Annotated in this window: 12 protein-coding genes; 5 read left to right on the plus strand and 7 right to left on the minus strand. The window is 64.6% G+C overall.

The genetic code is table 11. The annotated features are described in order from the left end of the window. Positions 1–96: 96 nt before the first annotated feature. The 7 genes from sigX to ppsA form a co-directional block, all read right to left on the minus strand. Positions 97–687: an RNA polymerase sigma factor SigX gene (gene sigX, locus QO207_RS16575; protein WP_045208526.1), complete on the minus strand. Its 591-nt coding sequence runs from the start codon at positions 685–687 to the stop codon at positions 97–99. A gap of 73 nt (positions 688–760) precedes the next feature. After that, positions 761–1,585 carry a mechanosensitive ion channel domain-containing protein gene (locus QO207_RS16580; RefSeq protein WP_301533442.1) on the minus strand — a complete coding sequence of 275 codons (825 nt, stop codon included), beginning with the start codon at positions 1,583–1,585 and terminating at the stop codon, positions 761–763. Between the two features lie 2 nt (positions 1,586–1,587). Further along, positions 1,588–1,836, minus strand: a complete 249-nt coding sequence (locus tag QO207_RS16585) for a hypothetical protein (RefSeq protein ID WP_017516812.1) — start codon at positions 1,834–1,836, stop codon at positions 1,588–1,590. A gap of 54 nt (positions 1,837–1,890) precedes the next feature. Beyond that, positions 1,891–2,889, minus strand: a complete 999-nt coding sequence (locus QO207_RS16590; RefSeq protein ID WP_301533443.1) for a zinc transporter ZntB — start codon at positions 2,887–2,889, stop codon at positions 1,891–1,893. A gap of 101 nt (positions 2,890–2,990) precedes the next feature. After that, complete coding sequence (rraA, locus tag QO207_RS16595; RefSeq protein WP_024765711.1) at positions 2,991–3,479, minus strand: ribonuclease E activity regulator RraA; 489 nt, start codon at positions 3,477–3,479, stop codon at positions 2,991–2,993. Positions 3,480–3,575: 96 nt separating this feature from the next. Continuing rightward, the gene (locus tag QO207_RS16600; RefSeq protein WP_301533444.1) at positions 3,576–4,550 is read right to left on the minus strand and encodes an alpha/beta fold hydrolase; all 975 of its coding nucleotides are present in this window, start codon (positions 4,548–4,550) and stop codon (positions 3,576–3,578) included. A 65-nt stretch (positions 4,551–4,615) separates the two neighbouring features. Next, a complete protein-coding gene (gene ppsA, locus QO207_RS16605) occupies positions 4,616–6,985 on the minus strand; it encodes a phosphoenolpyruvate synthase (RefSeq protein WP_301533445.1) in 2,370 nt (789 codons plus the stop codon). A gap of 165 nt (positions 6,986–7,150) precedes the next feature. On the opposite strand from ppsA, the gene QO207_RS16610 reads away from it, so the two are divergent. The 5 genes from QO207_RS16610 to QO207_RS16630 all read left to right on the plus strand — a co-directional run bounded on the left by QO207_RS16610 (position 7,151) and on the right by QO207_RS16630 (position 13,060). Continuing rightward, complete coding sequence (locus QO207_RS16610; protein WP_301533446.1) at positions 7,151–7,969, plus strand: pyruvate, water dikinase regulatory protein; 819 nt, start codon at positions 7,151–7,153, stop codon at positions 7,967–7,969. A gap of 156 nt (positions 7,970–8,125) precedes the next feature. Then, the gene (locus QO207_RS16615) at positions 8,126–9,775 is read left to right on the plus strand and encodes a DUF3300 domain-containing protein (protein ID WP_301533447.1); all 1,650 of its coding nucleotides are present in this window, start codon (positions 8,126–8,128) and stop codon (positions 9,773–9,775) included. Positions 9,776–9,785: 10 nt separating this feature from the next. After that, positions 9,786–10,679, plus strand: coding sequence for a DUF2950 domain-containing protein (locus QO207_RS16620; RefSeq protein ID WP_301533448.1), 894 nt, complete (start codon positions 9,786–9,788; stop codon positions 10,677–10,679). Positions 10,680–10,977: 298 nt separating this feature from the next. Further along, positions 10,978–11,520 (plus strand): ATP-dependent zinc protease, encoded by a 543-nt coding sequence (locus tag QO207_RS16625; protein ID WP_301533449.1) that lies wholly within the window; start codon positions 10,978–10,980, stop codon positions 11,518–11,520. Positions 11,521–11,524: 4 nt separating this feature from the next. Continuing rightward, positions 11,525–13,060, plus strand: coding sequence for an inactive transglutaminase family protein (locus tag QO207_RS16630; RefSeq protein ID WP_301533450.1), 1,536 nt, complete (start codon positions 11,525–11,527; stop codon positions 13,058–13,060). The last annotated feature ends 1 nt before the right edge of the window (position 13,061 follow it).

The following is a 13,061-nucleotide window of genomic DNA, read 5'->3' on the forward strand; positions in this document are numbered from 1 at the left end:
CATCTTGGTGGTCAATAAGTTGTCAAACCATAGGCCGTACAACTTGGGTGGCAAGTTTATCAGAACTTCCCAAACAGAGAGACAATATTTCCCAGACTAAGATTCCGTCACATTGGAAAACTTTTCTCTCATTCGATCGAGTGCACGTTTGTAGCGCATCTTGGTGGCGCTTAGCCCCATATGCATGATGTCGGCGATCTCCTGGAACTCCAGTTCTGCAACAAATCGAAGCACGAGGATTTCCCGATCAATGGGATTGACATGAACTAGCCAGCGGTCTAGTCCACCTCGCTCTTCGACTTTCGGCGCCTTCTCTTCAGAGGCTTCCTCGACTGGATCCAGACTCAGCGCATCGAGCAATCTGCGTTTGCGCCGTTCCTTCCGATATTGGGTAATGCACTCGTTGTAAGTGATGCTGTACAGCCAGGTCTTGAACTTCGACTTTCCTTCGAAGTTCTTCAGACCATACAGCACCTTGAGCATGACCTCTTGACACACATCATCGGCGTCCCGGTCGTTGCCCAGGTAGCGCGCACAGACGTTGAACAGCGTGCGCTGGTAACGGCGCATCAGCTCTTCGTAGGCCCGTGTCACGTGGTACAGCTCCTCGTGAGAACGCTCCACCAGCTCCTCGTCGGTGAGCTGGCGCGGGTCATAGCGCAAGGACAGTGATTGCGGCTTGTTCAAGTCGGGTCGGGCCAGGTCAAGTCAGCGTCCGGCGCGGCTTTCGTGAAGCCGTACCGGCAATCGGTCATCATCTTCAGCGACTGGTTACACGCTGATCGAGCAGGATGCGGTTGGCGATCGACACCAGCTCACCCTCGTCTGTCAGCAGGATAGTCTTGATGGTACCAATTTCCTCGATGATGCCTTCGATATCAGCCACTTTCACCTGCTGTCCGACCTGATACAGCTCCCTGACGTAAATACCGGCAATGATCTGCCCCGCTACCTCGCGGCTGCCCAGGCCCAGCGCCAGCGCGGCAGCCAGACCGATGGTGATCAGCACGATGGCGATGATGTAGTTGAGCAGATCGGTCTTGACCTCGAGCTGGCCGATGGCCACCGAGATACTGATGATGATGACCAGCCACTGGGCGACGCGGCCCAGGCCGTTGGCGTACTCCAGGCCGACGCCGTCGGCGGCGCCGCGCACCAGGCTGTTGGCCAGCTGGGCGAGCAGGATGCCGACGATCAGCACCAGCGCCGCGCCGAAGACTTTCGGCAGGTACAGCGCGAGCATGTCGAGGGTGGCCGAGACGCGCTGCAGGCCGAGGGATTCGGCAGCGGAAACCAGGAATACCAGCAGCACGAACCAGTAGATGATCTTGCCGATCAGTGTCGACACGGGCACCTGGATGCCGGCGCGGGCCAGCAGCTTGGTCAGGCCGGTACCGGCCATCAGGCGATCCAGGCCGAGCTTGGCGAGCAGCTTGGACAGCAGCGCGTCGAGCAGTTTGGCGACGACGAAGCCGAGCAGCACGATCACCAGCGCGGCGAGCAGGTTCGGAATGAACCCGGCCAGCTTGCCCCACAGGGTGTTCATGGCGGTGAGCAGGCTTTGCGTCCAGATGTCGAATTGCATGTTCAATCGGCCTTGTCAGCGGAAGGGGCGGAATTCTGCGCGTGGCGCGAGACGGGTGCAAGGTGTGCGGCGCCACGGCTCACGCCAATGGACAGGGCCTGGAACCAGTGCCCCATCAGGCTGAACAGATCACCGGCGCCGACCTGGCGGTTGGCGGTCTTGAGCACGCGATCCAGACGCGAATCGTCGCCCGGTTGTTCCGGGGGCATTCGCAGCAGATCACGCAAGGATTCTTCAAATGGGTCGTGCATGCGCACCTCGCCTGTGTGAGGTGCTAGACGCCCCCAGCACCTCAAAAGTCACACCTAGAGCCAACGCATACGGCGGAAGATCCACCATTGGAAAGCCACTATCCCGAGGATCACCAGGCAGGCCACGGCGAAGCCGTAGGGTGCGCTGGAGCCGGGAATGCCGCCGACGTTGATGCCCAGGAGCCCGGTCACGAAGCTCATGGGCAGGAAAAAGCCGGTAATGATACCAAGCAGGTACATGGTGCGGTTCATCCGCTCGGTGATTCGACGATGTTCGGCTTCCTGGATCAGGCTGATGCGCTCGCGCACCAGCTCCAGCTCTTCCAGGTTGCGGGTCAGGCGGTTGTACAGTTCGTTCCAGTAGTCGGCGTCGTCGGCCACCGTCCAGGACGCCTTGTAGCGGATCATCTGCGAATAGATTTCCCGCTGCGGCGCCAGGTAGCGGCGGAGCCCCGCCGCACGGCGGCGCAACGTGCGCAGCTGGTGCTGATCGGGAATGCTGCGCTCGTCTTCCTCGATCGCCTCCTCCATGGCGTCGAGCTGGTCGGCCAGCCCGCCGATCAGGGTGTCGACGCGGTCGGTGAGGTAGTGCGCCAGGTACAGCACCACTTCCGAGGCGGTCTTCGGGCCGGTTCCGGCATCCAGGTCGGCGCGCAGGTCGGCCACCGCCTTGAGCGGACGCAGACGCAGGGAGATCACCCGCTGCGATTCGGCGTAGACGCGCAGAGAGACCATGTCCTCCGGCACCGCCCCGGGGTTCAGGTTGACCCCGCGCAGGAACAGCAGCAGGCGCTCGCCACCCAGGTCCACCAGGCGCGGACGGGTCGCCTCCTCCAGCAGCAGGTCGCAGGCGAACTCGTTCAGCCCGCTGGATTCGCGCAGCCAGCTCTGGGCCTCAGGCACGCCGCGATCCCAGTGGACCCAGAGGCTCTCTTCCGGCTTCAGATCCAGTAGCGGCAGTTCGCTGCGATTGATCCGCCGGCCACCGCCGTGACCGTCCAGCACGAAGCCATCGATCAGTCCGCGTTCCGTGCCGCTTTCGTACTGCTGCATGCCCAATTCCTTCGTTCAGGATCGCCAGCGCGAGGCCCCATGAAAAATGCCGGAAGCTTTCGCTTCCGGCATTGACCCGGTCTTTTACTGGAAGGTTCGAATTATTCCGGCATTTTCAACGCTTTAGGCGAAACGATGATGCCGTTGTTGTCGGCATAGACGAATTCGCCCGGGCGGAAGGTGATGCCGCCGAAGGTCACCGCGACGTTCAGGTCGCCGATGCCGCGCTTGTCGGTCTTCATCGGGTGGCTGGCCAGCGCCTGCACGCCCAGGTCGGTCTGCGCGATCACGTCGACGTCACGGATGCAGCCGTACACCACGATGCCTTCCCAGCCGCTCTTGGCGGCCTTCTCGGCGAGCATGTCGCCCAGCAGCGCGCGGCGCAGCGAACCGCCGCCATCCACCACCAGCACCTTGCCCTTGCCGTCCTTCTCGACCTGCTCCTTGACCAGCGAGTTGTCCTCGAAGCACTTGATGGTGACGATCTCGCCACCGAAGGAGTCCCGCCCGCCGAAGTTGCTGAACATCGGCTCGACGACCTGGACCAGCTCCGGGTAGGCATCGCACAGATCGGGGGTGACGTAATGCATGGAGACGCTCCTCTTGATGAAATCCGCCAGGGTTTCAGGCCGGGATGTGACCGAAAGCCGCAATGGCGTCACAGTCTACTCCCTGCCACGCCAAGCTCAAGCCTGCGCCAGAGCGCCCTGCTGCTGGGGCAACGCCGAGTGTTCCAGCCAGTGCTGCAGCAGCGGCCAGACTTCACGCTGGGCGCCCTTGCTGATCAGCATCTCGACGTGGCCGAAATCCTCGGAGAAGCCATGGCGCCGCCCCAGGTGCAGGAACTCCCGGGTGTCGGAGCCGAACTGCTCCAACAGTTTGCGGCAGGCCCAGGCCGGGTCCTGGATGTCGCCATCGGAGCCGATGGCCAGCACCGGCACGACGACCTTCTGCAGCCCGCCCCACCAGTCGTTGTCCTTTTCGCCGAAGCGGCCGAACAGGCTGTACCAGTGCAAGGCCTCCAGTGCCAGGCCCAGCGGCTCGTCCTCCGGGCCACGCTTCAAGCGCGAACCGGACAGGCCGCCCATGCGCTTGAGCAGGAAACGCCCGCCCCAGGTCACCGGCGGCAGCTTCAATGGCCAGTAGGTACGGCTGATCTGGCTACCGCAGAGCGCGGCACTGGCGGCCTGCCCTGCGTCCAGGTAACCACCGCCCAAGGCCGCTGCGAGGGTGACTCCGCCCAGGGAATGACCGATCCAGTGCGGCGCCTGGCCGCTCTGCTCGACGACGAAGTTGGCGATGGCGGGAAGATCGAAGCGCGCGTAATCGGCCACGCGGTTGCGATCGTAGTCCTCGTTGCGCGGCGACAGGCCGTGGCCGCGCATCTCGGCGATCCAGACATCGAAGCCGGCGCGCGCCAGGTGCGCACCCAGGCCGATGCCCTTGGGCGAGAACCAGAAGCGCCGGTTGGAGAAGCTGCCATGCAACAGGATCACCGGCACGCCACGACGCCCGTTTGGACGACCGAGACGGGTGACCGCCAGCTCGACGCTCGAGTCCGGGCTGTTGTTGGGCTTGAGGCGGTAGACGTCTTCGGTGAGGTCGCCGCGCAGTTCCGCGCTGATCAGCGCGACGGGAAAGAGTTGACTGCTGCTTTGCATGGAATCGCTTGCATAAAAAAGGGCGGGTGAAATCACCCGCCCCCTTCAGGATGGTGAAGGAACCGTCAGGACTGCCCTTCGGCGAGGAAGAACCAGGTGTCCAGGACCGAGTCGGGGTTCAGCGAGACGCTCTCGATACCCTGCTCCATCAGCCACTTGGCGAGGTCCGGGTGGTCCGACGGGCCCTGGCCGCAGATGCCGATGTACTTGCCGGCACGGTTGCACGCCTGGATCGCATTGGACAGCAGCTTCTTCACCGCCGGGTTACGTTCGTCGAACAGGTGCGCGACGATGCCCGAGTCACGGTCCAGGCCCAGGGTCAGCTGGGTCAGGTCGTTGGAGCCGATGGAGAAGCCGTCGAAGAACTCGAGGAACTCGTCGGCCAGCAGGGCGTTGGACGGCAGCTCGCACATCATGATGACCTTCAGGCCGTTCTCGCCGCGCTTCAGGCCGTTGGTGGCCAGCAGGTCGACGACCTGGGAAGCTTCGCCGAGGGTACGCACGAAGGGCACCATCAGCTCGACGTTGGTCAGGCCCATCTCGTTGCGCACCTTCTTCATCGCGCGGCATTCGAGCTCGAAGCAGTCGCGGAAGGATTCGCTGATGTAGCGCGAGGCGCCGCGGAAGCCGAGCATCGGGTTCTCTTCTTCCGGCTCGTAGAGCTTGCCGCCGATCAGGTTGGCGTATTCGTTGGACTTGAAGTCCGACAGACGCACGATGACCTTCTTCGGCCAGAACGCAGCGGCCAGGGTGCTGACGCCCTCGACCAGCTTCTCGACGTAGAAGCCGACCGGATCGTCGTAACCGGCGATGCGCTTCTCGACGCTTTCCTTGATATCCGCCGGCAGGCTGGCGAAGTTCAGCAGCGCCTTGGGGTGCACGCCGATCATGCGGTTGATGATGAATTCCAGGCGGGCCAGGCCCACACCTTCGTTCGGCAGCTGGGCGAAGTCGAAGGCGCGATCCGGGTTGCCGACGTTCATCATGATCTTGAACGGCAGCTCGGGCATGGCGTCGACCGAGTTCTGACGGATGTCGAAGCCCAGTTCGCCTTCGTAGATCATGCCGGTGTCGCCTTCGGCGCAGGACACGGTCACACGCTGGCCGTCCTTCAGCGCCGCGGTGGCGTTGCCGCAACCGACGACTGCCGGGATGCCCAGCTCACGGGCGATGATCGCCGCGTGGCAGGTACGGCCGCCACGGTTGGTGACGATGGCGCTGGCGCGCTTCATCACCGGCTCCCAGTCCGGGTCGGTCATGTCGGAGACCAGCACGTCGCCCGGCTGGACCTTGTCCATCTCGGAAACGTCGTGGATCACCTTCACCGGGCCGGCGCCGATGCGCTGGCCAATGGCACGGCCTTCGACCAGGACCTTGCCCTTCTCCTTGAGCAGGTAGCGTTCCATCACGTTGGCGCTGGAGCGGCTCTTCACGGTTTCCGGGCGGGCCTGCACGATGTACAGCTTGCCGTCGTCACCGTCCTTGGCCCACTCGATGTCCATCGGACGCTCGTAGTGCTTCTCGATGATCAGCGCCTGCTTGGCCAGCTCGGTCACTTCAGCGTCGGACAGGGCGAAGCGCGCGCGGTCGGCCTTCTCGACGTCGACCACCTTGACCGACTTGCCGGCCTTGGCTTCTTCGCCGTAGACCATCTTGATGGCCTTGCTGCCCAGGTTGCGACGCAGGATGGCCGGGCGGCCGGCTTCCAGGGTCGGCTTGTGGACGTAGAACTCGTCGGGGTTCACTGCGCCCTGTACCACGGTCTCGCCGAGGCCGTAGGCGCCGGTGATGAACACCACGTCACGGAAACCGGATTCGGTGTCCAGGGTGAACATCACCCCGGCGGTGCCGGTTTCCGAGCGGACCATGCGCTGCACGCCAGCGGACAGGGCGACCAGCTTGTGGTCGAAGCCCTGGTGCACGCGGTAGGCGATGGCACGGTCGTTGAAGAGAGAGGCGAAGACTTCCTTGGCCGCGCGGATCACGTTGTCCACGCCGCGGATGTTCAGGAAGGTTTCCTGCTGGCCGGCGAAGGAAGCGTCCGGCAGGTCTTCGGCGGTGGCGGAGGAACGCACGGCCACGGCCATGTTGTCGTTGCTGCCGGCCATCTCGGCGAAGGCCGTGCGAATCTCGGCATTCAGACGCTCGGGGAACTCGGCATCCATCACCCACTGGCGGATCTGCGCGCCGGTCTTGGCCAGGGCGTTGACGTCGTCCACGTCGAGGGCGTCGAGGGCTGCGTGGATGCGCTCGTTCAGGCCGCTCTGTTCGAGGAAGTCACGGTAGGCCTGGGCGGTAGTGGCAAAGCCACCCGGTACGGAAACGCCGGCACCGGCGAGGTTGCTGATCATTTCGCCCAGGGATGCGTTCTTGCCCCCCACAGTTTCGACATCGTGGACGCCGAGCTTATCGAGGGAAACTACGTACTCTACCAAGGTGATCTCTCCACTAAGTGTTGGAAAAGGTCATACAAGTCGGTGCGCTCCCACCCTTCTGGCCGGAGCCGGAAAAATGGGTGAGAATGCCCCGGCAAAGGGCCTAGCAAACGTGGGGCCTATCATAACCAGGATTCGATCCTACCTATAAGGCCCGCAGCGCACATGAAACGAACTGCATTCTTCATTTCCGACGGCACCGGCATCACTGCCGAAACCCTCGGCCAGAGCCTCCTGGCGCAGTTCGAGAACATCAACTTCACCAAACTGACGCGACCTTACATCGATACCGAAGAAAAAGCGCGCGTCATGGTACAGCAAATCAACCGGGCTGCGGAGGCGGACGGGGCGCGACCGATCATCTTCGATACCATCGTCAACCGCGAGATCCGTTCGGTCCTTGCCCAGTCCAACGGGTTCATGATTGACATCTTCTCGACCTTTTTGTCCCCGCTGGAGCAGGAATTATCCTCAGACTCCTCGTATTCCGTCGGAAAATCTCACAGCATCGGCCACAACCCGCACTACATGGAGCGGATCGATGCGGTGAACTTCGCCCTCGACAACGATGACGGCGCCCGCACCCACTACTACGACAAGGCCGACCTGATCCTGGTCGGCGTGTCGCGCTGCGGCAAAACGCCCACCTGCCTTTATATGGCCCTGCAGTACGGCATCCGCGCGGCGAACTACCCGCTGACCGAAGAGGACATGGAGCGCCTGCAGCTGCCCAACGCCCTCAAGCCCTACAAGCACAAGCTGTTCGGCCTGACCATCGACCCCGACCGGCTCACCGCCATCCGCCATGAGCGCAAGCCCAACAGCCGCTACGCCAGCTTCGCCCAGTGCGAGTTCGAGGTACGCGAGGTGGAAAGCCTGTTCCGTCGCGAGAACATCGCCTACATCAACTCCACGCATTTCTCGGTGGAGGAGATCTCCGCCAAGATCCTCGTCGAGAAGGGCGTCGAGCGCCGGCTAAAGTAGCGGCTACGCCCCGACAAGTCTCCCCAACCGACGGCCGGCATCACCGGCCGTTCGAGTTTCTGCAGCCTTTCATTCGGGCGCCTATCATTCTCCGAACCCGCGTCTTACCCGTGGCAGTTTTCACGGATCGGGCATTCCCCGGCACAGGAGAGCGCCATGCGAGAATGTCAGTACCTGATTCTGGTTGCCCTGTTGGCCCTGGCCGGTTGCGACTCGGGCGACAAGCCCGGCGCCAAGACCGCCGCCGCAGCCACTCCCCCCGCCAGCCCACCGGCTGCCACGGCTCCCCCTCCTCCAGCCCCGCCCGCTGCTCCGCCTGCCGTTGAACCGGCGGCTCCAGCCCTGGCCCCGGCGGCGGCACCCGCCGCACCCGCGCAGGCGGTGTTCAGCGTCGAGGAACTCGACCAGATGCTCGCGCCACTGGCGCTGTATCCCGACTCGCTGCTGGCGCAGGTGCTGATGGCCACCACCTACCCCGGCAACGTGGCCGATGCCGTGGCCTGGTCGAAGGCCAACCCCAAGGCGTCCGGCGATGAGGCGGTGAAGCAGGTCGCCAATCAGCCCTGGGACCCGAGCGTGCAGTCGCTGGTGGCCTTCCCCCTGGTGCTGGCCACCCTGGGGCAGGACCCGGTGTGGGTGCAGCGCGTCGGCGACGCCTTCCTCGCCCAGCCCGATGCGGTGATGGACTCCATCCAGCGCCTGCGTCGCCAGGCCCAGGCTGCCGGCAACCTGAAGTCCAACGAGCAGCAGACCGTCACGGTCCAGCCGGCCGCCGCGCCAGCGCCGGCGCAACCGGCATCCAGCGGCAGCACCACGGTCGTACAGCAGGCGGCACCGGCGCAGACCATCGTCATCGAGCCGGCCAATCCCCAGGTGGTCTACGTGCCCAGCTACAACCCCACCCAGGTCTATGGCACCTGGGCCTACCCGGCCAGCCCGCCGGTGTATTACCCGCCACCGCCCGAATACCCTGTAGCGACAGCGCTGGCCACCGGGCTGGCGTTCGGTGCAGGGGTGGCCATCGTCGGTTCGCTCTGGGGCGACTGCGACTGGAACGACCACGAGATCGACGTCGACGTGGAGCACTACAACAACTTCAACAGCAACATCAATCGAAACGTGAACCGCCAGTTCAACCAGAACATCAATGGCAACCGCGCCACCTGGCGCCACGACCCCACCTACCGCAACGGCGTGCCCTACCGCGACGCCGCCAGCCGCGAGCAGTACAGCCGCCGACTGGCCGGTGGCGAGCAGCGCGAGGGCATGCGCGGCTTCGACTCGGCCCGCGCCGAGGAGCGTTCGCGGGCGCGGGAAAGCCTGGCCCAGCGTGGCGTGGCACCAGCGATGAACAACGAGCAGGCGCGCCAGCGCGCCCAGGCCGCGACCCGCGACCTGCGCGACAACCCGCAGGCACTGCAGCGTGCCCAGCAAGGCAACCGCGAGCTACGCGACAACAACCAGGCCCGTGAACGTGCGCAAGCCGCCACCCGCGAACTGAACCGCAATCCGGACAACCGCCAGCGCGCCCAGAATGCCGTGCAGAACCGCAGCAACCAGGCGCAACAGCGGCCGCGGGCGCAGAACAACCAGCAGATTCGCGAGCAGGCTCGCCAGCAGCACGCCCGTGCCCAGGCCCCACGCAACAATGCCTTCGCCGGCGCGAACAACCCGCGACAGTCGCGCGAACTCGCCAACCGTGGCCAGGCCAGCCGCGCCGCCGCAAGCCGACCGCAGGCCGTACGCGCCGGTCACACCGTTCAACGTCCCGCCCGCGCGCCTTCGGGCGGCGGTCGGCGCCGCTAGGAGACGAGCCATGGCCATCGCATCGCGCCTGCTGGCGCTCGCCCTCCTCGCCGTCCTGCCCACCAGCCTGCTGGCCCAGGACAGCTTCCCCACCCCTGACGCCGCCGCCGAGGCCTTCATCGCCGCACTGGGTACCGAGAAGGCCGACCCGGAACGCCTGGCCGCCCTGCTGGGCAAGGACTGGCACACCTACATCCCCACCGCCGGCATCGACCGCAGCGAGGTAGATGCCTTCCTCGCCCATTACAAGGACAAGCACCAGATCGAGCAGGACAATGCCCACCTCGCCCACCTGGTAGTCGGCAACGATCCCTGGACGCTGCCCTTGCCCATCGTCCACGCGAAGAATGGCTGGGCGTTCGACGCCAAGGCCGGTGGCGAGGAAATCCGCATTCGCCGTATCGGCCGCAACGAGGAGTCGGCGCTGGAAGCCGTGCAGGCGTACCACGACGCGCAGCTGGACTACGCCGAGGTCGATCGCAACGGCGACGGCGTCCTCGAATACGCCCGCCAGTTCGTCAGCAGCGACGGCCAGCATGACGGCCTGTACTGGCCGGAAGAGGTCGGCGGCGAGGAGAGTCCGCTCGGCCCGCTGTTCGGCGATGAGCTGCCCGGCGACGGCTGGCATGGTTACCGCTATCGCATCCTCACCGCCCAGGGCCCTTCCGCCCCCGGCGGCGCCTACGACTACCTGATCGGCGGCCGGATGACCCGCGGCTTCGCCCTGGTGGCCTGGCCGGTGAAATACGGCGATACCGGGGTGATGAGCTTCATGATCAGCCACGACGGCGAGATTTTTTCCCGCAACCTGGGACCGGACAGCGCGAAGATCGCCATGAAGATGACCCGCTTCGACCCGGACAGCAGCTGGACGGAGGTCACCCCGCCCGAGGCGAAGCCCTGAATGCCGCGCTGCCGGGCCGTCCACGACCCGGCAGCGCGGCGGCTACGCCTGGCGGTGCCACTCGCCAAGCTGTCATTGACTTGTCACTGATCCTTCACCGACCCACCCTTAGCCTGAAACAAATAGCCTGCCAAGGCGTCAACCGGCTGTCGCCAGCGAAAAACCACATGATAGAATTCGCCGCGCTATTGCCTGGCGTCACCAGGCCACGCCGGCCAGCCTGCCGGCCACAGCCACATGGGGTGACGACCGGGGCGTTTCTTTTCAAGGCTTTGCGGCCCCTCACTCATCAAGGCCCATGAGACTCAAGCCCCCAGCCCTACTGCTGCTGGTCAGCACACTCTTCTTCTGCAGCCTCGGCATGGCCGCCGGCAAGACCGTGTATGGCCTGAACGAGTACGCCCGCATCGACGATCCGGATATCGAACTGGCCGCCAAGCTCGACACCGGCGCCAAGACCGCCTCCCTCAGCGCTCGCGACATCAAGCGCTTCAAGCGCGATGGCGAGACCTGGGTGCGCTTCTACCTGGCCACCGATACTGCCGACAGCCAGCCGATCGAGAAGCCGCTGGCGCGCATCAGCAAGATCAAGCGTCGCCACGGCGACTACGATCCCGACGAGGGCAAGGCCTACACCGCCCGCCCGGTGATCGAACTGCAGCTGTGCATGGGCAAGGCCCTGCGCACCATCGAAGTGAACCTTACCGACCGCAGCGCCTTCCAATACCCGCTTCTGATCGGCTCCGACGCCCTCAAGCGGTTCGGCGCGCTGGTCGACCCGAGCCTGAAATACGCCGCCGGCAAGCCCGGTTGCCAACCCGTAGCGAAACCTGCCGAGTAATCCCATGCGCTCTCTTACCCTGCATCTGAAGGTCCTGATCGCCATCCTGCTGACGCTGGGCGTCGCGATCACCGCCTACCAGATCTTCGTCCTCGGCATTCCCATGACCGAAGCCGAGACCGACGACCTGTGGAACATCGACGCCAAGGTCGAGTTCGTCGCCACGCCGAAGACTCCGGTGAAGGTGCAGATGTTCGTGCCGCCGCTGACCCAGGATTACGTCAGCCTCAACGAGAGCTTCGTCTCCAACAACTACGGCGTGGGCATCAACCGCGCCGACGGCAACCGCAAGGTGACCTGGTCGTCGCGTCGCGCCAGCGGCCAGCAGACCCTCTACTACCGCCTGGTACTGACCAAGCGCTTTGCCGGCGCCGCCGCCGAGAAGGCCAAGGAGAAAGGCCCGATCTTCCGCGACAGCCTGCCCCTGGAAGGCCCGGACAAGATCGCCGCCGAAGCCCTGATCGCGCCGATCCGCCAGCACTCGGCGGACGTCGAGACCTTCGTCAGCGAAGCGATCAAGCGCGCCAACAACCTCAACGACGACAACGTCAAGCTGCTGCTGGCCGGCGATACCAGCCTGGACAAGCGCTCCCACGTGGTCGAGACCCTGCTCGCGGTGGCCCACGTGCCGCTGGAGCGCGTGCACACCATCCGCCTGGTCGCCAACCAGCCGCAGCAGCCCGAACTCTGGCTGCGCAGCTACAACGGCAAGGAATGGCTGTACTTCAACCCGGAAACCGGCGAGCGCGGGCTGCCCGCCGACCGCCTGATCTGGTGGCTGGGTGACGAAAGCCTGCTGTCCATCGAGGGCGGCAAGAAGGCCCAGGTCAACTTCAGCCTGAACAGCAGCGAGATGAACGCCATCCGCCTGGCCAAGCTGTCCGACGAGAACACCGACGCCGCGTTCCTCGAGTACTCGCTGTACGGCCTGCCGCTGTCCACCCAGCAGACCTTCCAGATCATGATCATGATCCCCTTCGGCGTGCTGGTGATCCTGATCCTGCGCAACCTGATCGGCGTGCAGACCCTCGGGACCTTCACTCCAGTGCTGATCGCCCTGGCCTTCCGCGAGACCGGCCTGCAGTGGGGTATCGGCCTGTTCACCGTGATCACCGCGCTGGGCCTGTCGCTACGCTCGTACCTGGAACATCTCAAGTTGCAGATGCTGCCACGGCTGTCGGTGGTACTGACCTTCGTGGTGGTGATGATCGCCGCCATCAGCCTGCTCAGCCACAAGCTCGGCTTCGAGAGCGGCCTGTCGGTCGCCCTGTTCCCCATGGTGATCCTGACCATGAGCATCGAGCGCCTGTCGATCACCTGGGAAGAACGCGGGGCCGCCCACGCCATGAAGGCCGCCATCGGCACCCTGTTCGCCGCTGCCCTGGCGCACATGCTGATGCGCGTACCGGAACTGGTGTACTTCGTGTTCACCTTCCCGGCCGTGCTGCTGATCCTGGTGTCGTTCATGCTGGCGATGGGTCGCTACCGCGGTTACCGCCTGACCGAACTGTTCCGCTTCAAAGCCTTCCTCAAGGACTAAG

This window comes from Pseudomonas sp. CAN1 (genome assembly GCF_030462585.1).
Taxonomy (GTDB): domain Bacteria; phylum Pseudomonadota; class Gammaproteobacteria; order Pseudomonadales; family Pseudomonadaceae; genus Pseudomonas.